Raw genomic sequence first — 25,933 nt, 5'->3', positions numbered from 1 at the left:
CGACGAGCATGGGTACGGACAGCTGGAAGGGCCACGTCAACGGAATCCTCTACGGGATCCAGTTCGACCGGGTGCTCGACGACTCGGTAGTGACCCGGGTCGTCGACGGGGTGACCGCCGGGCTCTACCCGGGAGACCGGGCTGAGACGCGGGACGCACTGGACCAGGCGCTGCGCTATTCGGGCCCGCTGAACGACCAGGCGGAGACGCACCACGGTGAGGACGAGATCCGCTCGTTCTTCCGCCGACTCTCCGCCGCACTGGCCACCCCGCCTTCGAGCTGATCAAGAGGTTTGCGTCAAGGAACTGCCTTCCGGTGACGCAAACTTCTTGATCAACGGGAGTGGGGACGGGCGAGGGCGAGGGCGGCGGGAGTGGTACCAGGTGGCGAAGAGGGCTGCCGCCAGGAGCAGCTCTGCCAGGTCGCCGCCGTAGTACATGAGTAGGGCGGCCGAGCGAAACGCTTCCGGGTCCCGGTCGCTGAGGCCGGGCGGGAGGGTTTCGGCCTGGGCGTACAGGTACTTGGCCAGCACGGCGTGGCCAGCCGACGCGGCCAGTAACGCGCCGACCCGTACCGCCAGTCCGGGGCGACGCGGCGCCGGGTCCGGCCCGGCCAACGACCAGGCGAAGAGGTACCCGGCGGCCAGGTAGTGCAGGTGCACGGCGTGGTGCAGGACGGGTTGCCGTTCGGCCGCCGCGTACAGCGGGGTGAGCAGCACCAACGCCAACCCGCCGGTGGTCAGCAGCGCGGCGGTGACCGGGTGGGCGAGCAGGTGCAGCGGACGGGCGCGCAGCAGGAGGCCGACCGCTCGGCGTACCGGCGGCGGCGCTACCCGCAGCAGCAGCGTCACCGGGGCGGCGAGCACCAGCCCCAGCGGGGCCAGCATGCCCAGCAGCAGGTGCTGCGTCATGTGCCCGCTCGGGTTGTCGGGGAGTTGGGCCAGCGGTCCGACGGCGACCGCCAGCAGGGCGCAGCCGACCAGCCAGGAGGCGGTGCGTCGGTGGTCCCAACCCCGCGGGTCCCGAACGGCGGCCAGCACGTAGGCGACCGCCAACAACGCGACCGGGAACAGCGGGAACCAGTTCGGCCCGGCCGCATCGTGTCCGGCGTGCGCCAGCGGCCCGGCCACCGTCATCGGGGGCCGGCGCCGGGCCGGCGGGAGCGGGCCCGCCACAGGACGGCGACGCCGGCCAGCAGCAGCACAGCGCCGGCCACGTTCCAGACCACGTCGTACGGCACCAGGTGTACGCCGTAGCGGATCTGGTGCAGTCGGAGCACCTTGTGGTCGACGAGCCCGTCGAAGAGCTGGAATCCTCCGGCGCCGAGCAGGAAGCCACCCCAGGCCAGCCGGCTCGCCAGGGCATGCCGTCGACGCAGGTCGGCGAACCAGAAGAACCCACCGACCAGGGCGATCACCTCGGCGGCGTGCAGCAGCCCGTCCGAGAGCAGCGCCACCGAGGGGGTGGAGCGGTCGTAGAAGTGGTGCCAGGCGAGGAGTTGGTGAAAGACGATCTCGTCCACCGCGGCCATGATCGCGATGCCGATCAGGACGCCGACGAGGGTGGAGGAACGAACGTCGGCGGAACGGGGCCTCGGCAGGCTCGAATCGACCACCACACACCTCGCAGTCAGCTGGATCAGGTTGCAAATACCCCGAACCGCCTGAAACATGCCGGGCCGAAGCGGCGGGAAGGCCCATTGGGCCGGTGGCACATCCCCGTTTCGTGACTCCCGGGCCACTGACGGCATGATCATGGAGCCTGGAGGGGCAGCGATAGCCAGATACCGAGAAGGAGGTGCCCGTGCCGGACGCGGACGAACTCGTCGCCAACGCGCTCGCGGCGGTGCGCGGCACTGACGTACGGCAGGCCGAACGGCAGCTGGACCAACTGATGGTCGGCACCGGCGCCGCGGACGGCACCACGGCGGTGGACGCCGCTCTGCTGCGTCGCCTGGTCCGCGGCCTGGGCCGGCTCTGGCCGCGCGGTTGGCAGCCGGTCGACGTGGACCGGATCACCGGTCGACGGCTCGACGCCCGCGCGGCCCGGCTGGTCCGTGCCGCGATGGCCGTCCAGCGACGCGTCCAGGCCGAGCCGATCCCGGCCTGGTGGGACGACCAGCTACGCGAGCTGGTGGCCACCGAGGGCGGTGCTGACGGCGGCGTGTTGGCGGGTTGGGCAATCCGGGAGGGTCTGGACCGGGCCGACGCGCTCCGCGCGGCCGTGGACACCCTCGCGCTGGTGGAGAGCCTGCCGCCGATCGCGGTGCTGCGCCCACCGCCGGGCACGAGCGGCGCGGCACTGCCCCGCACTGCGGGCACGGCTCGCAGCGGGTCGCCGATGCTGGATCGGGTGCGGGCGCTGCTGGCGAAGGCCGAGTCGACCACCTTCCCGGCGGAGGCGGAGGCGCTGACCGGGAAGGCCCAGGAGCTGATCGCCCGGCACAGCATCGACGAGGCGCTGCTGGCAGCCGGGTCGGAGCGCGGAGACCTGCCCGGCGGGGTACGCCTGAGCACCGACGCCCCGTACGCGGGCGCGAAGGCGCTGCTGGTGCAGGAGGTGGCGGCGGCGAACCGGTGCGAGGCGGTCTGGTCCGACGATCTCGGCTTCGCCACAGTGCTGGGCTGGCCGGCCGATCTGGTGGCGGTGGAGTTGCTCTACACGTCGCTGCTGGTCCAGGCCACTGCGGCGATGCTGCGGGGGCGTGCCGAGCGCCGGCCGGGGTCGGGGCGACGGACGAAGGTCTGGGACGAGTCCTTCCTCAACGCGTTCGCGCTGCGGATCGGCGAGCGGCTGCGCACGGCCACCGAGGCGGCGACAAACGCGGCGGACCAGGCGGCGGCCGAGACGGCCGGGGCGGAACGGCTGTTGCCGGTGCTCGCGGCGCGGGGCGAGGCGGTCCGGGAGCGGTTGGACACGCTCTTTCCCGGCGTCACCCGGCACCGGCTCAGCGTGCGCGACGCCGAGGGCTGGTCGTCCGGCACCTCGGCCGCCGACCGGGCTTCGCTGGACGTCGGCGGTGCCCGGAAGCCCCGACAGGTGCCCGGCCGACCCGATCCGCGCTGAACCATCCGGCGTGGGAACGCACCCAGCGGATGTTTCTGCGATTTTCTTCGGTACGCGGTAGGGATCGGGGGAACGGCTCCGACCCTCCGGTGAGTCGCGCCCCGGTTGGGTGCGACCGGAGCCTGAGGAGCATCGCCGTGAAGTACATGCTGCTGATCTGGAACCGGCCCGGCTTCACCGAGGAGCTGAGCGAGCAGGAGCGCACCACGCTCTTCGGTGAGGTCGACGAGATCATGAAGGAGCTGACCGAGACCGGCGAGCTGATCGGCGGCCAGGCGTTGGCCAGTCCGTCGCAGACGTCGACGGTCCGGCTCGTAAACGGCAGCCCCGAGGTCCTCGACGGCCCGTTCATGGAGAGCAAGGAGCAGTTCGCCGGTTACCTGGCCGTCGACTGCGACAGCCCGCAGCGCGCTGCCGAGATCGCCGCCCGCTGGCCGGACGTCAGGTACGGCGGCGCGATGGAGGTCCGCCCGATCATGGACGAGGCCGGGACGGAGATGTGACCGAGGACCGGACGGTCGAGGATCTGCTGCGCACGTTCGCGCCGCAGGTCCTCGGCCTGCTGGTCCGTCGGCACGGACAGTTCGACAGATGCGAGGACGCGGTCCAGGAGGCGCTGCTCGCCGCCGCGACGCAGTGGCCCGGGCAGGGCGTACCGGACAGTCCGCGCGCCTGGTTGCTCACAGTGGCCACCCGACGGCTCACCGACGAGTGGCGCAGCGAGAGCGCGCGCCGGGACCGCGAGGTGGCGGTGGCGCGGCGCGAGCCGGCGTACGCCGCGGTGGCGCCCTCGGCGGACGCGGAGCCCGCCGTTCCGGCCGACGACGACACCCTCACACTGCTGTTCCTCTGCTGCCACCCGGCGCTGCCCGGATCGGCGCAGGTGGCGCTCACCCTGCGGGCGGTCGGCGGTCTCAGCACCGCCCAGATCGCCCGGGCGCACCTGGTGCCCGAGGCGACGATGAGTCAACGGATCCGGCGGGCCAAGCAGCGGATCGAGGCCGCCGGGGCGAGGTTCACCATGCCCGGGCCGGCCGAGCGGGGCGAGCGGCTGGGAACGGTGCTGCGGGTGCTCTACCTGATCTTCAACGAGGGCTACACCGCGTCCAGCGGCCCGGATCTGCGCAGGGCCGAGCTGACCGGCGAGGCGATCCGGCTGGCTCGCATCCTGCGCGGGCTGCTGCCCGACGACGGCGAGGTGACCGGGCTGCTGGCGCTGATGCTGCTGACCGACGCGCACCGGGCGGCCCGGGTGGGGCCGGACGGGGAGTTGGTGCCGCTGGCCGAGCAGGACCGTTCCCGGTGGGACTCCGCCGCCATCGCGGAGGGGGTCGCCCTGATCACCGAGGCGCTGACCTGGTCGCCGCCCGGCCCGTACCAGCTCCAGGCGGCGATCGCCGCGGTGCACGCCGAGGCGTCGACGGCGGCGGAGACGGACTGGCGGCAGATCGTCGCGCTCTACCGACTGCTGGCCCGGATCGCGCCGAACCCGATGGTCACCCTCAACCAGGCGGTGGCGGTGGCCATGGTCGACGGGCCCCGGGCCGGGCTCGCCCTGCTCACGCCGTTGGACGCCGACGAACGCACGGCCGGGCACCACCGGCTGGCCGCCGTCCGGGCTCACCTGTTGGAGCTGGCCGGGGAGGTCGGTGCGGCGCGGGAGGCGTACCTGGTGGCGGCGCGGGGCACGACGAGCCGGCCCGAGCAGCGCTACCTGGAGGTACGGGCGGCCCGGCTGACCGGGCAGGGGTGAGCGACATCGTCTTGCCGTTTTGGCAATAATCTTTGCGCATCGTCCGGTCGCCGGTCACAGTCGTTGCCGACGCGCGAAGGAGCAGGCACCGATGACCGAGCAGCACGAGTTCGACAAGGACTACTGGGAGCGGCACTGGCACCAGGCACACCACGACCGTCCCGGCGCGATGAGCACGAGTCCCGCGCACCCGTACCTGGCCCGGGAGATCGGCGCTCTGGCACCGGGCTCGGCGCTGGACGCCGGGTGCGGCGCGGGCGCCGAGGCAATCTCGCTCGCCGCCCACGGCTGGCAGGTCACCGCTGTCGACATCGCACCCGTCGCGCTCGCCCGAGCCGCCGAACGCGCAGCGGAGAGCGGGGTGTCCGAGCGAGTGCGATGGGTGGAGGCGGACCTGACGACCTGGGCCCCGGAGACGAGGTTCGACCTGGTAACGACGCACTACGCGCACCCCGCGATGCCGCAGCTGGCCTTCTACGACCGCGTCGCTGGGTGGGTGGCCCCCGGCGGCACCCTCCTCATCGTCGGGCATCTGCACACCGCGGAAGCCACCGCGGCGGGGCACGGGCACGGGCATGGGCACGGACACCACCCGCCGGAAGAGGCATCGGTCACCCTCGCGGACATCACCGCTGGCCTGGACAGCAGCACCTGGGAGATCATCACTGCCGAGGAGCAACGCCGCACGATGCCGGGCCGGGAGGTCCCGCTGCACGACGTGGTCGTACGCGCCACCCGACGACGCTGAGCACACCGCTGCCGACCGCCGGGCGACCCGGCGGCCGGCAGCGGCCGTCACACCTCGGGTTCGACGGCCGGGCAGCTGGCACCCCCGGCGGGCACCACCTGATCGATCAGGTAGGAGTCGACGGCTCGTTGCACGCACGGGCTGCTGCTGTAGCTGCCGTGGCCCCACCCCTGGTAGCTGAGCAGCGCGCCGTGCCGACCCAACTGCCGCGCCACGTTGCGCGCCCAGCCGTAGCCGCTGGCCGGGTCGTGCACTGTGGCGGCGAGCAGCAGCGGCACGTCGGTATGGACCCGTAGCCGATGCTGCGGGTTGGCGACCGGCGTCGGGGTGCCCAGACAGGTGACCAGCGCGAACAGCGCCGGCGGGTAGCGCAGGTCCGGCGCGAGCCGGGCCGTCCGGCGCAGATGTCCGACGTACTCGCGGTAGTCGCGGACCGGCAGGCTCCAGTCCTGGCAGAAAACCGCGAAAGGGTACGGAGCCAGGGCGTCGCCGGTCGATGGGCCGGCACTTCGCATGGCGGTGGGGGCAGTCATCTTGCCCAGCCACTCGGCCAGCCCCGGCCACCGCCAGGTGTCGTAGAACTCCTTGTGGGTGAGCCGGCTCAATTCGAACGGGGTCAGCACCACCCCGGGCCGTTTCGGGTCGGTCAGCAGGCCGCGCTCGGCCCGCACGTGCAGCCCGGCCCAGATCGCCCGGAGGTCCCGACCGTGCAGGGCACAGGCCGTGGACCGGTCACACCAGGCAACGAACTCGTCGAACGCGCCCTCCGCGGTGACGGCCTGGCTGTCGAGGAAGGCCCGGGTGCCGACGCTGTGGTCCATCGTGGCCTCGAGCACCATGGCCCGGACCCGGTCGGGGTACAGCTCGGCGTACCGCTGCCCGAGCAACGTGCCGTACGAGCTGCCGTGGAAGGTCAACTGCCGCTCTCCGAGCGCGGCGCGGACCGCGTCCAGGTCGCGGGCGGCGCTTGTGGTGTCGACGTGGTCGTAGAGCGCCCCGGTGCGGGCCCGGCAGTCGGCGCGCAGCAGGACGTTGTTGGCCAGGACGGCGTCGAACTGGGCCTGGTCGGCGATCAGCTGTGGTTGCCGGGCGAGCAGGTCCCGGGCACAGACCACGGGGTGGCTGTCGCCGGTGCCGCGTGGGTCGAAGCTGACGATGTCGAACCGGGCACGCAGGTCGGCGCTGAACCGGGAGCTGCCGTCCACCACCCGGTCGACACCGCTGTCGCCGGGCCCGCCGGGGCCGAAGATCAGCGCGCCTTCCCGGGTGGCCGGCTTGGCGACCCGGCGGGCCAGCGACAGGTCGAAGCGCTCACCTCGGGGTCGGTCCCAGTCCACCGGCAGCGACAGGGTGCCGCACTCGGCGCTGCTGTCCTCGGCGCAGGGCCGCCAGTCGATCGTCGGGGCGGGCTGTGCTCGGGCGGCGGCCGGGCTCGCCGGGGTCAGGCCGGCTGCTGTGAGGGCCAGGGCGACCGCCCAGCCGACTGCGGATTTGCGTACGCGCAGCATGAGGTGCTGTCCTCTCCTCGAAGGAGCGTTGCCGGTGAAACTCGCCCACTGGGCGAGGTGATGCTGCTTCCACCCGGGCCGTCGAGTAGCCGCTCGACGGCCCGGGGCCGCTCTCGCCCGCCGGGTCAGTCGACCTCGCGCAGGACGCGTTCGAGCGTGGTCATCCGGGTCTCCATCCCGCCCAGCCGGCCGTCCATCGCGGCGAGCAGTCGGGCGTTCTCCGCCTGGGCCTGAGCGGCCGTCTCGGCGAGCCGGCGGTAGTCGTCCGCCCGGTCCGCCTCGTACCGGGCCCGCCGGGTCTTGGCGAGCTGCACGACGGTCACAGTGACCACGCTGATCAGGAAGGCGAAGATGCCGATCGCGCCGACCACCTCGGTCCAGTCGTGCTCGCTCATCGCTGTGCTCCCGGCTGCTCGCCCGACTCGGGCACTGTCAGCGTCTCGACCGCCGCCGCGATGACAGCGGGGGTGAGTGTGAGCACGAACGGCTCCACCTCGTAGTAGTTCATGGCCTTCCCGTCCTCCGACAACTCCAGGCGGGCGGTGACCAGCCCGGCCGCCGCCAGCTTCCGTAGGTGGACCTGCAACAGCGCCCGGCTGATGCCCAGTTGCCGGGCCAGCCCGCTGACGTACGCACGCTCGCGGGCCAGCGCGGCGACGACCCGCAGCCGGTGCGGGTTGGCCAGGGTGGCCAGCACCCGGACCAGGTCGTCGCCGGTCGGCGGTGAGGCGGTGCTCATAACCAGCCCTTGCACATGCCAAGGAAAGTTAGCAGGTGCCGGCGAGCTGCGGTGCGGACGGAAAACAGAATCAGGGGGATCTCAGGGTCGGCGAGAGAGGCCGGACACACAGCACGCCGGGCCGGTGATGATCACCGGCCCGGCGTGCGGGGTACGTCGTACGTCAGCTCTTGAAGGCGTCCTTGATCTTTTCGCCCGCCTGCTTGAGCTTGGCGGTGGACTGGTCAGCGCGACCCTCCGCCTCCAGCTGCTCGTTGTCGGTGGCCCGACCGGCGCCTTCCTTCAGCTTGCCGGTCGCGTCCTCGGTGGCGTTGTTGATCTTGTCGTCGAAAGCCATGCCAACCTCCATTGCGAGCGTCGCTACAACCACAGAGGTACCCCCGCCGTCACCGGCCCAACCATTACCGTCGTCACAGATCGGCAGCGGCCGGACGAAAGCGACGCAGGCGCAGGCTGTTGGCCACCACGAAGACCGAGGACAGCGCCATCGTGGCGCCGGCGATCATCGGGTTGAGCAGCCCGGCGGCGGCCAACGGCAGGGCCGCCACGTTGTATCCGAACGCCCAGAACAAATTGCCCCGGATGATGCCGAGCGTGCGCCGGGACAACCGGATGGCGTCCACCGCCGCGTCCAGGTCGCCCCGGACGAGGGTGAGGTCGGCTGCCTCGATCGCCACGTCAGCGCCGGTGCCCATGGCCAGCCCCAGGTCGGCCTGGGCCAGCGCCGGGGCGTCGTTGACCCCGTCACCGACCATCGCCACCGACCGCCCCTCGGCCTGAAGCCGCTTGATCACGTCGACCTTCCCGGCCGGCAGCACCTCGGCGATCACCTCGTCGACGCCCACCTCGGCGGCGACCGCACGAGCCACAGTGGTGTTGTCCCCGGTCAGCAGGACCGGGGTCAGCCCCAGCCCGCGCAGCCGGGCCACCGCCGCCCGGCTGGTCGGCCGGACCACGTCGGCGACGGTGAGCACGCCGCGGGCCTGTCCGTCCCAGCCGGCGACGATCGCCGTACGGCCCGCGGCCTCCGCGTCACGCACGGCCCACTCGACCTCCGGCGGTACGTCGATCTCACGCTCGCGCAGCAGCCGGACCCGGCCGACCAGCACTGCCAACCCGTCGACAGTGCCGGTCACCCCCAGCCCTTCGAGGTTGCCGAAGGCGGTCACCGGGGGCAGCGCGCCCGCGTCGGTGGCAGCGGCCGCGACCGCACGGGCGATCGGGTGCTCGGAGGCGGCCTCCACCGCCCCGGCGAGCCGGAGCAGCTCGGCCCGGTCCACGCCGCTCGCCGGCACCACGTCCACCAGTGTCATCCGGCCGGTCGTCACGGTGCCGGTCTTGTCGAGCACCACGGTGTCCACCCGGCGGGTCGACTCCAGCACCTCCGGGCCCTTGATCAGTACGCCGAGCTGAGCGCCCCGACCGGTGCCGACCAGCAGCGCCGTCGGGGTGGCCAGGCCGAGCGCGCACGGACAGGCGATGATCAGCACGGCCACGGCGGCGGTGAACGCGGCGGTCGGACCGGCCCCGGTGCCGAGCCACCAACCGAGAGTGCCGACGGCGAGGGTGATGACTATCGGCACGAAGACCCCGGAGATCCGGTCCGCCAACCGCTGCACGGCCGCCTTGCCGCTCTGCGCCTGCTCCACCAGGTCGGCCATCCGGGCGAGCTGGGTGTCCGCGCCGACCCGGGTGGCGGTGACGATGAGCCGCCCACCCGCGTTGATCGTGGCGCCGACCACGCCGTCACCCGGGCCGACCTCGACCGGCACCGACTCACCGGTGAGCATGCTGGCGTCGACAGCGGAGGTGCCCTCGTCGACCACCCCGTCGGTGGCGATCTTCTCCCCGGGGCGGACCACGAACCGGTCACCGACGGCGAGCCGGTCCACGGGGATCAGGGTCTCCACGCCGTCACGCAGCACCGTCACCTCCTTGGCCCCGAGGTCGAGCAGAGCGCGCAGTGCGGCGCCGGCAGTCCGCTTGGAACGGGCCTCGAAGAAGCGACCGGCCAGGATGAACACGGTGACCCCGGCGGCCGCCTCCAGGTAGATGTTGCCTGCGCCGTCGGTCCGGGTGATGTCGAAGCTGAACGGGTGCGTCATGCCGGGCATCCCCGCGTCACCGAGGAAGAGCGCCCAGAGCGACCAGCCGAACGCGGCCAGGGTGCCGAGCGACACCAGGGTGTCCATGGTGGCCGCGCCGTGCCGCAGGTTGGTCCAGGCGGCCCGGTGGAACGGCAGCCCACCCCAGACCACCACCGGGGCGGCCAGGGTCAGCGACAACCACTGCCAGTAGTCGAACTGCCAGGCCGGGACCATGGCCAGCAGGACCACCGGCACGCTCAGGGCCACCGACACCCAGAGCCGGGTACGCGGCCCCCGCAACGGGTCCACCGGGGGTTCGGCGCTGGGCGGGGCCGGCAGCGCCGCCGTGTAACCGGTCTTCTGCACGGTCCCGATCAGGTCGTCCGGCGTGACGCCGTCGGCGTACCGGACGGTCGCCTTCTCGGTGGCGTAGTTGACAGTGGCGCTCACCCCGTCCATCCGGTTGAGTTTCTTCTCGATCCGGGCGGCGCACGCGGCGCAGGTCATCCCGCCGATCGCCAGTTCGATCCGGTTCGGCGCCTCGGGCAGCGGTCTGCTGGTGGTGGTCATCTTCTGGTCCCGTCAGTTGTGTCCGTGCCCGGGGGTGCCGTGGTCGGCCCCGCCGGTCGGTGCGGGCCCGCTCGGGGTGGGGGCCCCTTTGGTCGGGGCAGCGCCGGCGACCACCGTGAACTCGGCGGTGTGCACCCGCCCGCCGTGTTGGAAGTCGAGGTAGAGCCGGTAGCTGCCGGCCGAGGGCACCTCGGCGAGGAAGGTGACGGCAGGACCGGGCCGGGTGCGCCCATCGCCGGGCTTTCCGTCCGGGTGCACGTGCAGGTACGCCAGATCACCCCGACGTAGAGCCACCAGGTGCCCGTACGCGCCCAGGTAGGGCTCCAGGTCGGTGACCGGCTGACCGTCCCGGCTGACGGTCACTGTCAGCGACGACGTGCGGCCGGGCTGCGGCGCTCCGGTCAGGGTGACCGTGTAGCCGTCGACGGTGGTGCTGGTCGCCGGAGCGGGCAACGGCCGTTCGGTCAACTCGCCGGGGACTGTCACGTCCACGCCGAGGGTCAGCGGTTCGCCCCCGGTCGGGGTGAAGTCGGCGAACGCCCGCCACTGCCCGGGGCCGGCCAGCGGGGTGTCGACCCGCCAGGTGCCGTCCGGGGCCAGCTCGGGGTGGACGTGACGGAAGCCGGAGAGGTCCCGACGGGCGACGATCAGATGCATCTGCTTGTCGTGCGCCACGTCGTACCGGGTGACCGGGCGGCCGTCCGGGCCGGCGATCCGGAAGGCGAACTCGTCGGCCGGGGCGTCGACCGGTTCGAGGGTGTAGCCCCGGTCGGAGACGAGCAGCCCGCCGGGGAGCCGGTCGGCCGTCCCGCCCCGTTCGTCCGCCGTCGGGGTGGTGGCGGCATCGTCGTGCCGGCTCTCGGCGACCGGGGCGGTGTCGACGACCCGGCCGATCCCGTAGGTGGCGCCGAAGATCGCCGCCAGGCCGACGGCGAACCCGGCCAGTCTCGTCACGGTGCGCACGTCGGCCCGCCGATCACGCGTCGACGAGGTCGTAGCCGGCCTCGTCGACTGCGGCTCGGACGACAGCGGTGTCCAGTGGCTGATCGCTGCTGACGATGACCCGGCCGGCCGCGAGGTCGACCTGGACGTCACGCACGCCGGCGATGGCGCCGACCTCGGCGCTCACCGCGCTGACGCAGTGCCCGCAGGTCATGCCCTGCACCTGGTACGTCGTGTTGACCATTGGATCGTCTCCTTCGCGGTACCGGTACCCCGTGGGGGTATCTCAACAGAACCGACCGTACCATACCCCCTGGGGGTACGCTATCCTTGTCGACATGACCGCACCCACCCCGATCCGCGGATACACCGCCAGCAAGGACCAGCTGCTCGCGCGGCTCCGCCGCGTCGAGGGGCAGGTCCGGGGCATCGAGAAGATGGTCGACGACGACCGCTACTGCATCGACGTGCTCACCCAGATCTCCGCCATCCAGGCCGCCCTCGACAAGGTGGCCCTCGGGCTGCTCGACGGGCACGCCCGGCACTGCATGCACGAGGGCGCCGCCGAGGGTCGGGCCGACGAGATGGCCACCGAGATGATGGCGGCGGTCGGCCGGCTCATGAAGCGCGGCTGACCGGGCTCAGTCCGGCGCGGGGTCGAGACGGACCCTGCGCAGCAACTGCGCGTTGAGCGCCACCACGATGGTGGACGCCGACATCAGCACCGCGGCCAGCGCCGGGCTCAACGCCACGCCGGCCCAGGCCAGCACCCCGGCGGCCAGCGGCAGCGCCACCACGTTGTAGCCGGCCGCCCAGGCCAGGTTCTGTCGCATCTTCCGGTACGACGCCCGGGACAGCCGGACCACGGCACCCACCCCGCGCGGGTCCGAGGACGCCAGCACCACCCCGGCGGACTCGATGGCCACATCGGTGCCCGCGCCGATCGCGATACCCACGTCCGCCCGGGCCAGCGCCGGCGCGTCGTTCACCCCGTCACCGACCATCGCCACGACCAACCCCCGCCGCTGGAGCTCGGCCACCCGATCGTCCTTCGCCGCCGGCAGCACCTCGGCGAAGACCTCGTCGACCCCAGGTCGGAAGCCGAGGTCGGCGGCGACCGCCTCGGCCACCGGCCGGGCGGCTCCAACATGCCGCCTCGGAGACCGCCGCGCGAGCGGTTCGGCCGCCCGACACTCCGCCACGACCTGCAACCCCCGGGAGGGCTGGCTAGCATCTCCCACGATGGCCCTCCGAATGCCGCTGCACAGTCGGGCACCGGCGCCGCCACGTCGTGGCGGCGCCCCCGGCCGACCGGGCCGAGCACTGACCGTCCGTGATCAAGCGGTCGTCAGGCAGCGATCCGCCCCGCCGTCCGCCGCGTTTCCACCGCAACGGTGAACCGCCCGGCCCGCTGACCCGTATCCCGCACCGGATCGTTGGGAGTCTCACCTTGGCCGCCGACCACACTCACCCCGCTCCGTCCGCCCCACCACGGGTGCGACGGATCCTCGTCGTGACGGTGGTACCCCTCTTCGTCGCCACCGTGCTGGCCGCAGTGCTGCTCTGGCCGCGCGGCGGGTCACCGCAGACCGACGGTGGTGCGGACGTGCCGCGCTACCCCGGCACTGTCACCCGGGTGGTGAGCGAGCCGTGCCCGCCGGTGCCGTCGGTTCCGGAGGGCACACCGAGGGTCGGCGACGGGCGGTGCGGCACTGTCGACGTCCGGGTGGACGACGGGCCGACCGCCGGCCAGCAGGTGCGCACACCGGTGCCCGACGGGCCCGGCGCACCCCGGGTCGAGGTCGGCGACGAGGTCGTCCTGGTCGAACTGGCCGATCCGATCGAGCCCACCGTCAGCAACTGGAACATCGCCGAGCACCAACGCGGCACCCCGATGGTGTGGCTGGCGGTGGTCTTCGCGGCCGCGATCGTCGCGTTCGGTCGGTGGCGGGGTCTGGCAGCGCTCGCCGGGCTGGCCGCCAGCTTCGCCATCCTGCTCACCTTCGTGCTGCCGGGCATCAGCGCGGGCAGGTCACCGCTGCTGGTGGCGGTGGTCGGCGCGGCCCTGATCATGTTCGTGGTGCTCTATCTGACCCACGGGGTCACCGCACAGACCTCGGTCGCGGTGCTCGGCACCCTGGGCAGCCTGGTGCTGACCGGCGTGCTCGCCACCATCGCCACGGCCGCGACCCACCTCACCGGCTTCGGCAGCGAGGACGCCACCACCCTGTCGATGTTCCAGGGCGACGTGGACCTGCACGGTCTGCTGCTCGCCGGCATCATCATCGGATCGCTCGGGGTGCTCGACGACGTGACGGTCACCCAGGCGGCCACCGTCACCGAACTGGCGAACGCCAACCCCGGGCTGACCCGGTTGCAGCTGTACCGTGCCGCCACCCGGGTCGGCCGCGCGCACATCGCCTCCACCGTCAACACCATCGTGCTGGCGTACGCGGGCGCGTCACTGCCCCTGCTGCTCCTGCTCACCGCCGACTCGCGGCCGATCGGGCAGATCCTCACCAGCGAGTTCCTCGCGCAGGAGATCGTCCGCAGCGCGGTCGCCACCCTCGGCCTGATCGCCGCCGTGCCGCTGACCACCGGGCTGGCCGCGGTGGTGACCGCCGCCGGGCGTACCGATGGCACGGCGTCCACCGACGCTCCCGCGCCCCGGCCCCAGCCGGACCGCAGCGAGGCACTGGCCGCACTCAGCTCACCGCGTACGGCCGGCTCCGACGAGCCGGACCGGACGCGGACCGCACCCCCATCAGAGGCCACCGACCGGTGGCCGGAGTCGAACAGGAGCACGGATACGGCATGGTGACACTCCTCAGCGTGACCAGATCGGGCATCCACCCTGAGAACCGCGTCACTGGTCACTCAACGCTATGGCGAAATGACGCTTTTGGTCGGCATCCAGGCATAGCTCAGCCGGTCGACTCTCGGGTAACCTCGCTGCCGGTTACCGATGAAGGCGCGAAGCGGCGCCTGCGGTGCCACCGCCCAATCGCCAACCGGCGAGCCGGGGACCCAGGTGCCTGGGGTGAATCCGCGTCAGCGGTAGGGGCCACTTCCGCCCCGAACCCGTCAGCTAACCCGGTCGGCGGTCGACGGAAGGGAACATTGTGACGGCACCCCTACGCCGCTGGTTGACTCCCGTGGTGGCCGTGATCGCCGCACTTACCGTGCTCGCCGGGCCGCTCCCGGCGCACGCCGCCCCGACGAACCCCACACCGTCCGGGCACGAGGAGGACGGCGAGCCCAAGCTGCTCAACGACGTCATCGAGCAGGCCAACCGCGACTACTCCGCCGCAAAGTCCAAGCTGGACAAATCCAAGAAGCGGCAGAGCGAGTTGGCGGCGGAGGTCAACCGGGCCAAGGCTGACCTGGACGCGTTGGCCCCGCAGGTCGGGCGGATCGCCGCCCAGGCGTACCGGACCGGCCGGATCGGCGCTGTCGCGATGCTGCTGGAGAGCGACGCTCCCGACTCGTTCGTCCAGCGCGCCGGGATGCTCGACGAGATGAACATGGTCAACGAGAAGAAGCTCTCCGAGGTCAACGAGGTGAAGGCCCGCGCCGAGCAGGCCAAGCTCGCCCTCGACACCGAGGTCCGGGAGCAGCAGAAGCAGACCGCCCTGATGGCGAAGCGCAAGAGCGAGGCCGACAAGGCGCTCTCCCTCGTCGGCGGCAAGGGTTTCACCGGCGGCCTGGTGGATGCCACCTCCAAGGTCGCGAAGATCGGCCCGGGTCGCACGGCCGACGGTGACTGGAAGCCCCAGTCGTGCAGCGAGAACGACCCCACCACGTCCGGCTGCGTCACGCCGCGCACCCTGCACGCGTACAAGGAGGTCAAGGCGGCCGGCTTCAACCGGTTCGTCGGCTGCTACCGCCCCGGCGGGCCGTGGGAGCACCCGAAGGGCCGCGCCTGCGACTGGTCGCTACAGAAGAGCGGGTTCTCCCCGTGGCACAACAACGACACCCGGACGTACGGCAACAACGTCGCCGCGTTCCTCATCCGTAACGCCGACCGGCTCGGCATCTACTACGTGATCTGGAACCGGCAGATCTGGTTCCCGGCCACCGGCTGGAGCTCGTACAGCGGGCCGTCGAACCACACCGACCACGTCCACATGTCGCTGCTCTGACCCGCACGATCCCCGACGAGGGCCGTTCCGCGTGACGCGGAGCGGCCCTCGTCGCGTCAGACGGTGGCAGGCGCGGCCGGTTCGGTCGACTCGGTCGAGGCCGAGGGCTCCAATGTCGCGAAGCCGGCCGGCACGGCGGCCACCGTGCGCACCGCTCCGGCGGCCAGCCGGTAGGACACCCCCACCACCGCGCACCGCCCCCGCGCCACCTCGTCGGCCAGCACGGGCGACTGCCCGAGCAACGTCTCGACGGTCTGGGCGATGTGGATGTCGACGATGCCGTCGATGTCGTCCACGCCCTCGGACGTGGCGCGGCGCAGGCTGGGCAGCACGGCGTCGACCACCGCGCGCAGATGGCCGCTCGGCGCGGTACCGGTCGCGGCGGACTCCCGGGCGGCCTGCACCGCACCGCAGGAGTCGTGGCCGAGCACCACCACCAGCGGGGTGCCGAGCACTGTCACCGCGTACTCGACGCTGCCGAGCACCTCGGGGCCGGCGGTGTGCCCGGCGGTGCGAACCACGAACAGGTCGCCCAGGCCCCGGTCGAAGATGATCTCGGCGGCCAGCCGCGAGTCGGAGCAGCCGACGATCACCGCGAACGGGTGTTGCCCGTCGGCCACTGCGGCCCGGTGCCCGGCATCCTGGTTGGGGTGGCGTGGGGCGCCATCGACGAAGCGCCGGTTGCCGGCGACCAGCTCGGCGTACGCCCGGGTCGGCTCGCTGAGCGCGGTGGCCCGGTCGGTGGTCCGCTGCGGACCCGGCTGACCGCCGGAGCTCCCGGTATGACTCATCCCGCACCTCGTCTCGACGCATCTGACCTGGTCAAACCGGCTCTCCGCCGGCCGGGCGGCGGGCGCTGGCTCGCGCTCCACCGTCACACGCACCGTAAGATGCGTCAAGGTATGCGTGATTTAGATTTCATACGTTGACTCCGACCACCCCCTGGGCAACCGTCCCGGGGCACGGCGGACCAGACTCTCGCGAGGGCAGACGGACATCCGGAAAGGCGGTAACACGATGGCGAGCACGGTGACGGACGACACCGGCGGCGGGCGGAACTGGACGTTCCTCACCAATCACGGACACGTCCTGCTGGCCATCGCCCGCGATCCGACGGCCCGGCTGCGCGACGTCGCGGCCGAGGTCGGGGTGACCGAACGGGCCGCGCAGGCGATCGTCGCCGACCTGGAGGCGGGCGGTTACCTGCACCGCACCCGGGTCGGGCGACGTAACGAATACACCCTCAACCCGGCCGGCCGGTTCCGGCACCCCGCCGAGGCCGACCGGCAGGTCGGCGACCTGCTCGCGCTGTTCGCCGACGCTTCCACCGCGAAGGCGGAGCCCGGGGCCTGACCCTGGCCGGGGGCCGCTGACCGACGGTCACGGCGGTAACCTTTGCGGGTGCGCGAATGCCCGCCGTTGAGCGCGACCCCGTCCCGCCGTGCCCTTCGCGGCGTCCTCAGTGGAACGCTGGCGGTCCTGCTCGGCGCCGGCCTGGTGGCACCCTCCCCCGCGACCGCCGCGCCGCCCCTCTGCGGTCCCAGCGGCACCGACAGCCTGACCCAGGTGCCGTGGGCGCTCCGCCGGCTGGAGCCGTCCGCGGCGTGGCCGCTGTCCCGGGGCGCCGGGATCACGGTGGCCGTGATCGACTCCGGAGTCTCCGCCGCCCACCCGCTCCTCAAGGGGCAGGTGCTCGAGGGTCGCGACTTCAACGGTCTGCCGGCCCGCCAGGGCCAGTGCGACGAGGCCGGGCACGGCACGCTGATCGCCGGCATCATCGCAGGCCGGGAGGGCACCGTCGTCCCCTTCAGTGGCATCGCCCCGGCCGCCCGCATCCTGCCGATCCGGGTTCTGCCGCAGCTCGGCGCGGTCAACAACCCGCAACTCCCCGCGCAGATCGCCGCAGCCATCGACTGGGCGGTCGAGCAGGGCGCCGACGTGATCAACCTGTCCCTGACCACAATTCCCCGCCCCGAACTGACGGCGGCCGTCGAGCGCGCGCTGGCCAAAGGGGTGGTGCTGGTCGCCGCCGCGGGCAACCGGTCGGAAGACTCGCAGAACCTGCCGGGTTACCCGGCCGCGTACCCCGGGGTGATCGCGGTCGGCGGGGTGGACGAGCAGGGCGGCCACGTCGGCACCTCGATCAGCGGCGACTACGTCGACATCGCCGCACCCGGGATGAACATCGTCGGGCCGGCACCCGGAAACAGCGGCTACCGCACCGTGCCGGAGGGCGGCACCAGCTACGCCGCCGCGTACGTGTCAGGAGTGGCCGCGCTGGTCCGGGCCGCCTACCCCAGCCTCGACCCGCAGCAGGTCGCGGATCGGCTGAAACGCACCGCGGACAACCCACCCGAGGGTCAGAACGCCGACATCGGGCACGGGATGGTCAACCCGTACCGGGCGGTGTCGAGCCTGCTCGGCACCCGGTCGAACCCGCCGGCCGGCGCGCTCCCGGCACCCGCCGTACGGGACGACCCGCTGAGCTGGCAGCGCCCCATCGCGATCTGGGCGGCGGTCATCGGCGGGCTACTCGCCGGGTTGCTGCTGGTCGCGCGACCGATCACGGCCCTCGGCCGCCGACGCGACTGGCGCCCCGGCCGACGCACCGACGCGCCAACTGCCGGCTGAGCGGCGCACCGCAGCCCGGTCCCGGCGCCTACGGCAGCCAACGCCAGACACAGTGCGGCTCCGGGCCGGACGAACCGGACCGGAGCCGCTCGTGCGAATGCCTCAGCTCCACACCTTGGAGTTGCTCATCTCCGTGGTGAGGTAGTTTTCGCGGGCGATGCCCACGGCACCGCCGATCTCGTTCAGGATCCGGTTGATGTCCCGGACCGCCGCGTCCCACTTCGCCTGGTGCTGCTCGTAGGCAACCCGGTCCTCGCCGTCCCAGTGCAGCTTGGTCAGCATCGAGCGCAGCGTGTCAAGCTTTTCCTCGAGGGTCTTCGAGATGGCCTGCATCTGCTGGTTGCTGCTCTCGAGGACCGCATAGTCAACTTTGATCGTCACGATTTCCTCCTCTGCCGGCTACGGATCACGGGTTGAGAGCAGAGTGGAACTTGTCCAGCATCTGCTGCTGCTCTTCGTCGTTGACCTGGTGCGTCGTACCCGACTTGTCGAGCAGGTCAGCGATGCTGTCCATCGCCGTCAGCAGTTTGACGGTGTCCTCGTTCCAGCGCGTCATCAGCGACTGGAAGCCCGTGGACGCCTGACCCTTCCACGCGATGGCCAGGTCATCGACGACGTTCCACAGCTTCTTCAGCTCGCCGTCGACCTCGCTGCGCGTGGACCGCACGTCACTCGCGGCGGTATGCAGAGTCGCAGCTTCGACCTCGAACGCCATGCTTCACACCCTTCCGTCTGTTGTGGTGGCGGCTTCGCCGCACCCCTCCCCCGCGGCAAGGCAGCAACACCCCACCGACGGACACTCCTGTGAAGACCGTAGCGGAACGTGTCCAGCCCTCGCAGCCCTGACCGGCGACGTTCGATGGATGATGGTGAATCGGGCCGGAACGGCCCACCACCCCCCTGCCGAACGACCGACAGCGCTCAGGTTGGTTCGGACCAGGCGGTCTGAATCAGCTGCTGGCCGTCACGACGGCGGACCAGGGTGCCACGGCCGGGCGGTTGCGGGCTCGGCCGCAACGTGCCGAAGACCGCGCCCTCCTCCCGGTTTCCGGACATCAGCAGGCCCGGCGAGTCCAACTCGCGCAGTCGTTGCAGCACCGGCTCGTACAGCGCCCTGGACACACCACCGACCCGGCGCGTGACGATCAGGTGCAGACCGATGTCGCGGGCCTGCGGCAACAGCTCGTGCAGGGCGCTCAGCGGATTGCTGCCGCCCGAGGCCACCAGGTCGTAGTCGTCCACCAGGATGTACAGGTCCGGACCCTTCCACCAGCTCCGATCACGCAGCTGGGCGGTCGTCACGTCCGGGCCGGGCAGTCGGTTGGAGAGCGCGCTGCGGATCGACCCGAGCCCCTGGGCGAACGCCTGGTTCGACGGGGCGTAGTCGAGCAGGTGGTCACCCTCCACCGCCCCCAGCAGGCCACGCCGGTAGTCGGCGATCACCAGCCGGGCCTGCGCCGGCGTGTACCGCTCGGTGATCCCCCGGGCGATCAGGCGCAGCAGGTTGGTCTTGCCGCACTCCGCGTCGCCGAAGACCGTCAGGTGCGGCTCGTTGGCCAGGTCCAGGTAGACCGGCGCGAGTGCCGACTCGTTGACACCGATCGGGAGACCGGGTGCCGACCGGTCGATGATCCGGGCCAGCTCCGCCACCGGCAGCCGGCGCGGAAGCAACCGCACCTTCGGCGCCGGACGCCCCGGCCAGTTCGCCGCCACGTGCCCGGCCAGGGACAGCGACGCCTCGCTCAGATCGTCGATGTCGCGACGGCCGTCGATCCGCGAGATGGCGGTGAGGAAGTGCAGCTTGTCGCGGGTCAGGCCACGACCGGGCGACTTCTCCGGCACGTTGTTCGCCGCCCGACGGTCGATCTCGGACTCCGACGCGTCGCCGAGGCGCAGCTCCAACTTGGTGCCGAGCAGATCCCGCATGTTGATCCGGATCTCCGCCCACCGTACGGCGGTGAGCACCACGTGCACACCGAAGCCGAGGCCCCGGTTGGCCAACGTGGTGATGGTCTGCTCCAGCTCCTCGTACTCCTGGCGCAGGGTGTTCCACCCGTCCACCACCAGGAACACGTCGCCGAACGGGTCGTCGGCGAACTCGCCGGCGGCACGGCGACGGCGGTAACTCGCCACCGAGTCGATGCCGTGCTGGGCGAAACGAGCCTCCCGCTCGTCCAGGACGGCGACGACCTCGGCCACCGTCCGGCGGACCGCCTCGACGTCGCGTCGACCGGCCACCCCGGCCAGGTGCGGCAACCGCTCCATGCTGCGCAGCGCGCCCCCGCCGAAGTCCAGGCAGAAGAACTGCACCTCCCGCGGAGTGTGCGTGAGCGCCAGCGAGGCCAGCAGCGTACGCAGCATCGTGCTCTTGCCACTCATCGACCGACCGACGATGACCACGTTGCCGCCAGCCCCGGCCAGCTCGACCATCATCGGGTCCCGGCGCTGCTCGTAGGGCCGGTCCACCACGCCGACCGGCACTGTCAGTCGCCCGCGCCCGGGCCAGGAGGCGGTGCACAGCCCATAGGTCGGGTCGACCGCCAGCGGGCCGAGCAGCTCACCCAGGCCCGGCGGGTCGGCAAGCGGCGGCAGCCACACCTGGTGCGCCGGCCGGCCCCGACCCTTGAGCTGGTCGATCAGCACGTCGAGCATCGCCACGGCCTTGCCGTCGGCCGGCTGCTCCGGCTCCGGGGCGGTGGCCACCGGCGCCTGCGGGACCTGCACCGGAACGAAGTCGAGGCCGTACGGAACGATCCGGCGCTGCACCAGCGCCTGCGAGGCGGAGGCCTGCTGCCCCGGCGCCCGGTACGCCCCCGACACGTACGCGGCCCGGAACCGCAGCATGGTGCTGGTGTCCGTCTTCAGGTAGCCGTGGCCCGGCGCGTTCGGCAGCTCGTACGCGTCCGGTACGCCGAGCACGATCCGGCTCTCCACGGCGGAGAACGTCCGCAGACCGATCCGGTACGACAGGTGCGTGTCGAGGCCCCGCAGCTTGCCCTCTTCGAGGCGCTGGCTGGCCAGCAGCAGGTGCACGCCGAGGGACCGACCCAACCGGCCGATCATCACAAACAGGTCGATGAAGTCCGGTTTGGCGGCGAGCAGTTCGCTGAACTCGTCACAGATGATCAACAGACTGGGCATCGGCGCCAGCGGCTCACCGGCCGAACGGGCCTTCTCGTACTCGAAGCGGGAGACGTAGTTGCCGGCCGCCCGCAGCAGCTCCTGCCGGCGCACCATCTCGCCGGCGAGCGCGTCGCGCATCCGGTCGACAAGCGGCAGCTCGTCGGCCAGGTTGGTGATCACCGCGCTGGTGTGCGGCAGCGCCTCCAGCGAGGCGAAGGTAGCGCCGCCCTTGAAGTCGACCAGGACGAAGTTCAGTTCCTCCGACGAGTGGGTCACCGCCAACGCGGCCACCACCGTACGCAGCAGCTCGCTCTTGCCGGAGCCGGTCGCACCGATCACCAGACCGTGCGGGCCCATGCCCTCGTGCGCCGACTCCTTGAAGTCGAGCTCGACCACGTTGCCGTCCGGGCCGACGCCGAGCGGGATGCGCAGCCGGTCGCGGTGCCCGCGCGGGCGCCAGGTGTTCTGCACGTCCACCGCTGCGGCGTCACCGACGCCGAGCAGGTCCGGCAGCTCCGTGCTGCGGGCCAGCGGTTCGTCGCCGCCGGTCTGCTGCTGGGAGAGCCGGAAGGGGGCGATCTGTCGGGCCAGCCCCTCGGCGGCCTCGGCGCTGAGCCGGTCGGGCCGACCCAGCGTCGACGACGAACTGCCCCGGACCAGGTCGAGTGAGCCTCCGTCATTCACGTCGAGGCAGAGCAGCCAGCGGCCGGCGTCGCGCGGCACCGTCCCGGAGAGGTCGATCACGGTGGCGCCGAGCAGACCCGGACCAACCAGCTGGCAGGTCGGCGAGATCTCGCCGCCGTCGATCACCACGACCAGGTGCGGGGCGGTGGTCAGCGGCTTGGCCTCCGGCGCGAACCGAGGTCGCCCGGCCAGCTCGGCGGCGAGCGAGGCCTCGGCCTCGGCCAGGCTGGCGAAGACCAGCCGGCGCGCGCCGGCCGCGTCCGTACGACCGCTGTGGTGGGCGTGTGGCAGCCACTTCACCCAGCCCCAGGACGACTGCCGGTCGGGTGCGGCGACCACCGCGACCACCAGGTCGTCCGGTGCGTGGAAGGTGGCCAGCTGCCCCAGCGCCGCCCGGGTCAGGTCGAGCACCGGCTCGCGGTCGCCGCGCAGCACCACCCGGCTGAACGCGCGCACCGACAGCGCCGTCGGCAGGTCGGGCACGGTGGAGTGTGCCCGGACGAACCGGCGAAGCGCGATGGCGCTCATCGGCTCCAGGTCCTCCACCGGCTTCGTCTCCGGTGGGACGATCTCCACGGCGAGCCGCTGCGGGCCGAGGGCGATCCGGGTCTCGCCGAAGTCGTCCTCGGTGATCCGCCGCTCCCAGAGTCGCCGGGACGCGGCGATCGACCAGAGCGCGTCGGGCTCCGGGTGCCGCCAGGCCATCGCGGCCCGCTGCTGCTCGGCGGCACGCCGGGTGCGCTTGCGCATCTGCGCCAGGTAACGCATGTAGTCGCGGCGATCGGCGTTCAGCTCTGCCTTGTCCTTGCCACCGCTGTTGGCCAGCGAGCCGATCGCCATGCCGAGCATCGAGACACCGAACAGACCGCCGGCGACGTAGGTCATCATGCCGCCGCCCTTGCCGGCGTAGAGGAACGCCATGGCGCCGACCCCGCAGAACATCGGCAGGATCATGAGCAGCTGCCCCATCCCGCGGGGTGTCGGCTCGGGTAGCTCGGGAGGCGACTCCAGCAGCACCTCGCCGCGCGGTAAGGCCGGCCCCGGCTGACGCGGGAGCCGGCGGAACACCACAGTGCTCACGGCTGTCTCCTCCCCAGAAGCGGCCCTGATGACGTGCGGCCCGCGGAACACCGCCCGCGGGTGGGCATCGTACGTGCCGTCATCGTAGGTAATCTGCCGTGTGCGCGGTGGACCCGGACCGCAGCATTCCAGCCAGCCGATCACAGACGCACACCTGGAGGCCACTGTGGCGACGAAGACGGCGACCGGTGGTCTGAGCCGGATCACCATCGTGGCTCCGCGTACCCGGATGGATCTGGCGCTGCCCTCGGACGTGCCGTTGGCCGACCTGCTGCCCACCCTGCTGCGCTACGCCGGTGAGGACATGGCCGACGAGGGTGCGCGGCACGGTGGCTGGGCACTGTCCCGGTTGGGCGGAGCACCCCTCGACGGTGGTCGTACAGTGGCGCAGCTCAGCGTCCGCGACGGTGAGGTGCTCTACTTCAACCCCCGCTCCGACGCCGCACCGGAGATCGTCTTCGACGACGTGGTGGACGCGGTCGCCACCGCGACCAACCAGCGCCCCGGCGCCTGGCAGGTGGGCGCGACCCGCTCCTTCGCTGTGGTCTTCGCGGCGGCGGCGTTCGGCGCCGGCGCGCTGGCCGCCCTCTTCGCCGGTCCACCGCACCTGCCCGGCGCGCTGGCCGCGCTGCTGGTCGCGGTGGCGCTGCTGGTGGGCGCGGCGGTGCTGTCCAGGGCCGCCGGTGACAGTGGCATCGGCGCGGTGCTGGCCCTGGTCGCCCTGGTGCACGCGGCCACCGGCGGCCTGCTGCTGCTCGCCGGCGATCGATCGCTGAGCGACCTGGCCAGTCCGCATGTCCTGCTCGCGGCGACCGCCGCGGTGGTGGCCGGCGCGGTGGCCGTGCTGGCGGTCGGCGACCGGTACCCCCTCTTCTTCGCCGCGATCGGGGTCGCGGCCGCGACCGGCCTGGGCGCGGTGCTCTGCCTGGCCCTCGGCCTCGACGCGGCGGCCTCCGCCGCGGTGGTCGCGGCAGTCGCGTTCGGCGTGGTGCCGGCGCTGCCGATGATGGCCTACCGGCTGGCCCGGCTGCCGGTGCCGTCGATCCCGACCGGTCCGGAGGACCTGAAGACCGACAGCGAGTCGGTGGACGGCCGGCAGGTGCTCCAGCAGAGTGAGCGCGCCGACCAGTTCCTCACCGGTCTGTTGTGGACGGTGTCGCTGCTGGTGCTGGGCGCGCAACTCGTGCTGGCTCTGGACGGGCGCCTGCCCGCGGTGCTGCTGTGCCTGGTGCTGGCCCTGCTGGCGCTGCTGCGGGCCCGCCCCCTCCTGGGCCGGGCCCAGCGCACCCCGGTGCTGCTGGCCGGCACAGTGGGTCTGGGCCTGGCCGCCGCGACCACCTTCGCCGGTGGGTCGCTGCCGGTCCGGCTCGGCCTGATCCTGGGCGGTCTGGTGCTCGCCGCGGTGATCAGCCTGATCTACGGTCTGACCGTCGCCGGCAAGCGCATCTCGCCGGTCTGGGGCCGCCTGCTCGACATCGCCGAAATCCTGCTCATCATCTCGCTGGTGCCGCTCGCCTTCTGGGTCTGCGGCCTCTACGGCTGGATCGTCAACCTCCGACCCTGACCGTGGGCCGCCGCACCGGTCAGCGCTGTCGCGGACCGGTGGAGACGCCCAGCGCCGACGCGACCGGAGCGGTGGCGTAGACGCCCGGGGCATGCTGCCCGTCCATCGGCCGGGTGGACGCGCCCACCCGGCCGGCGACCTCGCGAACCACCTTGACCAGGGCCTCGACGTGGTTGTCCATCGCCGCCACCCGCAGCAGCGGTGCCGCCACCCGACCGTCCGACGAGACTGTCACGGCCACCGTGTGCGACGGCGCCGAGGTCGCGGTGATCGCGTCCACGAGCGGACCGAGCGGCGCGTCGAAGCGGCCCCGCAGGGCCATGCAGCGGTGCGTCCAGCCGCCGCCGCGCAACCCACGCCAACTCTCCGCCGGCGCCTCGGGCACCAGGTCCAGACCGGCGGCCGAGACGATGGCGGCCCGTAGCTCCTCCCGGCCCAACGGGCGATGTGCCAACCCCGCCGAGGTCAGCGCCTTGCCGAGCCGGCCGATCCCGGCCGCCACCGTCCGGTGTACGCCGGTCAACCCGCCGCCCCGGCTCACCGCCTCGACCCGGGCGTCCCGGACGGTGAGCCGCACCGCCACCCACACGGTCCGGTGGGCCGCCGGCGGCGCACCGGGCGCCGGGTACCAGACCAACGTGTGCGCGACGACCTGAGCCCGGGAGACCGGGGCGCTGAAGTCCGCGAGCACCCGCAGCGCGCGGTCCACAGCGGCGGCGTCGACGGAGCCGACCGCCGCACCGGTCGCGGACTGCAGGGCGACGGCGGCGAACCAGCCCTGGTCGTCACGCCCGATGCCGAGCCGGGTGCCTCGGTCGGTCAGCTCGATGACGCTCAGCTCAGGAGCGAGCGCAGCCAACCTCGGGTCGGTCGCCGTACCGCTGGCCAGCGCGGCCGACGCCCGCTCACCGCGTCGCCGCAACCGCTGGCGCAGCAGCAGGTCCTCGAACCACCAGCGGCCACCCCGACGGGCGAAGGCGGCCAGGACCACCAGCAGCGCCGCGGCAGCCGCCGCGGCGAGCACCCAGCTGGGTCCGGCCGTGGCGGCCCAGACGCCGACCACGCACAACTCGAGTACGACGAGCTGCCCGACCAGCACGGGGCCGACCCGCCCACGGCCGGGCCGCTCGGCCGGGGGCACCGGCCGGGTCGGAACGTCGACAGGGTCCGTGACCGCTCGGGCGGGTGGCGCCTGAACCTGCGTCATCGCTGACTGTCCCTCCTGCACGGTACGACTCTGCGCCGGGTCTCCTCCGGTGCCGGCCACGAGCGGTGGTCCCAAGGAACCACCGTCGG

General features: G+C 72.4%; 25 protein-coding genes, 1 pseudogene and 1 riboswitch. Of the genes and pseudogenes, 11 read left to right on the top strand and 15 right to left on the bottom strand.

Features of this window, described 5'->3' with window-relative positions:
• Positions 1 to 8 precede the first annotated feature (8 nt).
• A complete protein-coding gene (locus tag PSH03_RS26460; RefSeq protein WP_238690727.1) occupies positions 9 to 284 on the top strand; it encodes a hypothetical protein in 276 nt (91 codons plus the stop codon).
• On the opposite strand, the gene PSH03_RS26455 is transcribed toward PSH03_RS26460, so the two are convergent.
• Together PSH03_RS26455 and PSH03_RS26450 are read right to left on the bottom strand one after the other, a co-directional pair.
• Positions 285 to 1,136, bottom strand: a complete 852-nt coding sequence (locus tag PSH03_RS26455; protein WP_210782895.1) for a cytochrome c oxidase assembly protein — start codon at positions 1,134 to 1,136, stop codon at positions 285 to 287. It abuts the gene before it with no gap.
• Positions 1,133 to 1,615 (bottom strand): DUF2243 domain-containing protein, encoded by a 483-nt coding sequence (locus PSH03_RS26450; protein ID WP_238690726.1) that lies wholly within the window; start codon positions 1,613 to 1,615, stop codon positions 1,133 to 1,135. Before PSH03_RS26450 ends, PSH03_RS26455 begins: the two co-directional genes overlap by 4 nt.
• A 188-nt stretch (positions 1,616 to 1,803) precedes the next feature.
• On the opposite strand from PSH03_RS26450, the gene PSH03_RS26445 reads away from it, so the two are divergent.
• From PSH03_RS26445 to PSH03_RS26430, 4 genes are all read left to right on the top strand, one after another.
• Positions 1,804 to 3,066, top strand: coding sequence for a DUF2786 domain-containing protein (locus tag PSH03_RS26445; RefSeq protein WP_210782891.1), 1,263 nt, complete (start codon positions 1,804 to 1,806; stop codon positions 3,064 to 3,066).
• Positions 3,067 to 3,212: 146 nt separating this feature from the next.
• Entirely contained in the window at positions 3,213 to 3,569 is a 357-nt protein-coding gene (locus PSH03_RS26440) for a YciI family protein (protein WP_238690835.1), read from the top strand.
• Positions 3,566 to 4,819 carry an RNA polymerase sigma factor gene (locus PSH03_RS26435; protein WP_238690725.1) on the top strand — a complete coding sequence of 418 codons (1,254 nt, stop codon included), beginning with the start codon at positions 3,566 to 3,568 and terminating at the stop codon, positions 4,817 to 4,819. Before PSH03_RS26440 ends, PSH03_RS26435 begins: the two co-directional genes overlap by 4 nt.
• 91 nt (positions 4,820 to 4,910) lie before the next feature.
• Entirely contained in the window at positions 4,911 to 5,567 is a 657-nt protein-coding gene (locus PSH03_RS26430) for a class I SAM-dependent methyltransferase (RefSeq protein ID WP_210782885.1), read from the top strand.
• 47 nt (positions 5,568 to 5,614) lie between these two features.
• On the opposite strand, the gene PSH03_RS26425 is transcribed toward PSH03_RS26430, so the two are convergent.
• From PSH03_RS26425 to PSH03_RS26395, 7 genes are all read right to left on the bottom strand, one after another.
• A complete protein-coding gene (locus PSH03_RS26425) occupies positions 5,615 to 7,075 on the bottom strand; it encodes an alpha/beta hydrolase (RefSeq protein ID WP_238690724.1) in 1,461 nt (486 codons plus the stop codon).
• 125 nt (positions 7,076 to 7,200) lie between these two features.
• A complete protein-coding gene (locus PSH03_RS26420) occupies positions 7,201 to 7,470 on the bottom strand; it encodes a hypothetical protein (RefSeq protein ID WP_091395128.1) in 270 nt (89 codons plus the stop codon).
• Positions 7,467 to 7,814 carry an ArsR/SmtB family transcription factor gene (locus PSH03_RS26415; RefSeq protein ID WP_210782883.1) on the bottom strand — a complete coding sequence of 116 codons (348 nt, stop codon included), beginning with the start codon at positions 7,812 to 7,814 and terminating at the stop codon, positions 7,467 to 7,469. The genes PSH03_RS26420 and PSH03_RS26415 overlap by 4 nt, the downstream gene beginning before the upstream one ends.
• Positions 7,815 to 7,977: 163 nt before the next feature.
• Positions 7,978 to 8,151 carry a CsbD family protein gene (locus tag PSH03_RS26410; protein WP_210782881.1) on the bottom strand — a complete coding sequence of 58 codons (174 nt, stop codon included), beginning with the start codon at positions 8,149 to 8,151 and terminating at the stop codon, positions 7,978 to 7,980.
• Positions 8,152 to 8,224: 73 nt separating this feature from the next.
• Positions 8,225 to 10,471 carry a heavy metal translocating P-type ATPase gene (locus PSH03_RS26405; protein WP_238690723.1) on the bottom strand — a complete coding sequence of 749 codons (2,247 nt, stop codon included), beginning with the start codon at positions 10,469 to 10,471 and terminating at the stop codon, positions 8,225 to 8,227.
• A gap of 12 nt (positions 10,472 to 10,483) precedes the next feature.
• Positions 10,484 to 11,434, bottom strand: coding sequence for a DUF8832 domain-containing protein (locus tag PSH03_RS26400; RefSeq protein ID WP_210782877.1), 951 nt, complete (start codon positions 11,432 to 11,434; stop codon positions 10,484 to 10,486).
• Positions 11,435 to 11,447: 13 nt separating this feature from the next.
• On the bottom strand, positions 11,448 to 11,657 hold the full coding sequence (locus tag PSH03_RS26395; protein ID WP_238690722.1) for a heavy-metal-associated domain-containing protein: 210 nt from the start codon (positions 11,655 to 11,657) through the stop codon (positions 11,448 to 11,450).
• A gap of 94 nt (positions 11,658 to 11,751) precedes the next feature.
• Here PSH03_RS26395 and PSH03_RS26390 point away from each other — a divergent pair, with 94 nt between their 5' ends.
• Complete coding sequence (locus PSH03_RS26390) at positions 11,752 to 12,048, top strand: metal-sensitive transcriptional regulator (RefSeq protein ID WP_030329541.1); 297 nt, start codon at positions 11,752 to 11,754, stop codon at positions 12,046 to 12,048.
• 6 nt (positions 12,049 to 12,054) lie between these two features.
• Here the strand turns inward: PSH03_RS26390 and PSH03_RS26385 are convergent.
• A pseudogene (locus PSH03_RS26385) lies at positions 12,055 to 12,621 on the bottom strand (HAD-IC family P-type ATPase); the annotation flags it as partial.
• Between the two features lie 242 nt (positions 12,622 to 12,863).
• Here PSH03_RS26385 and PSH03_RS26380 point away from each other — a divergent pair.
• Together PSH03_RS26380 and PSH03_RS26375 are read left to right on the top strand one after the other, a co-directional pair.
• On the top strand, positions 12,864 to 14,234 hold the full coding sequence (locus PSH03_RS26380) for a YibE/F family protein (RefSeq protein WP_238690721.1): 1,371 nt from the start codon (positions 12,864 to 12,866) through the stop codon (positions 14,232 to 14,234).
• A 166-nt stretch (positions 14,235 to 14,400) separates the two neighbouring features.
• A riboswitch (cyclic di-AMP (ydaO/yuaA leader) is annotated at positions 14,401 to 14,531 on the top strand.
• A gap of 4 nt (positions 14,532 to 14,535) precedes the next feature.
• Complete coding sequence (locus PSH03_RS26375) at positions 14,536 to 15,555, top strand: coiled-coil domain-containing protein (RefSeq protein ID WP_210782871.1); 1,020 nt, start codon at positions 14,536 to 14,538, stop codon at positions 15,553 to 15,555.
• A 56-nt stretch (positions 15,556 to 15,611) separates the two neighbouring features.
• Here the strand turns inward: PSH03_RS26375 and PSH03_RS26370 are convergent, their stop codons facing one another.
• Positions 15,612 to 16,346: a carbonic anhydrase gene (locus tag PSH03_RS26370; protein WP_238690720.1), complete on the bottom strand. Its 735-nt coding sequence runs from the start codon at positions 16,344 to 16,346 to the stop codon at positions 15,612 to 15,614.
• Between the two features lie 226 nt (positions 16,347 to 16,572).
• Between PSH03_RS26370 and PSH03_RS26365 the strand changes: the two genes are divergently transcribed.
• Both PSH03_RS26365 and mycP read left to right on the top strand, forming a co-directional pair.
• A complete protein-coding gene (locus tag PSH03_RS26365; RefSeq protein WP_210782867.1) occupies positions 16,573 to 16,908 on the top strand; it encodes a helix-turn-helix transcriptional regulator in 336 nt (111 codons plus the stop codon).
• 48 nt (positions 16,909 to 16,956) lie between these two features.
• Positions 16,957 to 18,186: a type VII secretion-associated serine protease mycosin gene (gene mycP, locus PSH03_RS26360; RefSeq protein WP_238690719.1), complete on the top strand. Its 1,230-nt coding sequence runs from the start codon at positions 16,957 to 16,959 to the stop codon at positions 18,184 to 18,186.
• Positions 18,187 to 18,288: 102 nt separating this feature from the next.
• Here mycP and PSH03_RS26355 read toward each other — a convergent pair whose 3' ends face one another.
• From PSH03_RS26355 to eccCa, 3 genes are all read right to left on the bottom strand, one after another.
• A complete protein-coding gene (locus PSH03_RS26355; RefSeq protein WP_030329555.1) occupies positions 18,289 to 18,567 on the bottom strand; it encodes a WXG100 family type VII secretion target in 279 nt (92 codons plus the stop codon).
• Between the two features lie 25 nt (positions 18,568 to 18,592).
• Positions 18,593 to 18,901 (bottom strand): WXG100 family type VII secretion target, encoded by a 309-nt coding sequence (locus PSH03_RS26350; protein WP_030329557.1) that lies wholly within the window; start codon positions 18,899 to 18,901, stop codon positions 18,593 to 18,595.
• A 206-nt stretch (positions 18,902 to 19,107) separates the two neighbouring features.
• Positions 19,108 to 23,073 (bottom strand): type VII secretion protein EccCa, encoded by a 3,966-nt coding sequence (gene eccCa / locus PSH03_RS26345; protein ID WP_238690718.1) that lies wholly within the window; start codon positions 23,071 to 23,073, stop codon positions 19,108 to 19,110.
• A gap of 166 nt (positions 23,074 to 23,239) precedes the next feature.
• Here eccCa and eccD point away from each other — a divergent pair, with 166 nt between their 5' ends.
• Positions 23,240 to 24,637 (top strand): type VII secretion integral membrane protein EccD, encoded by a 1,398-nt coding sequence (gene eccD / locus PSH03_RS26340; protein ID WP_210782862.1) that lies wholly within the window; start codon positions 23,240 to 23,242, stop codon positions 24,635 to 24,637.
• Positions 24,638 to 24,656: 19 nt separating this feature from the next.
• Here eccD and PSH03_RS26335 read toward each other — a convergent pair whose 3' ends face one another.
• Positions 24,657 to 25,844: a type VII secretion protein EccE gene (locus PSH03_RS26335; protein WP_210782860.1), complete on the bottom strand. Its 1,188-nt coding sequence runs from the start codon at positions 25,842 to 25,844 to the stop codon at positions 24,657 to 24,659.
• Positions 25,845 to 25,933: the final 89 nt, after the last annotated feature.

The organism is Micromonospora salmantinae (assembly GCF_022230905.1).
Lineage (GTDB): Bacteria > Actinomycetota > Actinomycetes > Mycobacteriales > Micromonosporaceae > Micromonospora > Micromonospora salmantinae.
The sequence above is the reverse complement of the archived record's forward strand: the minus strand, read 5'-3'. Positions and strand labels throughout refer to the sequence as shown.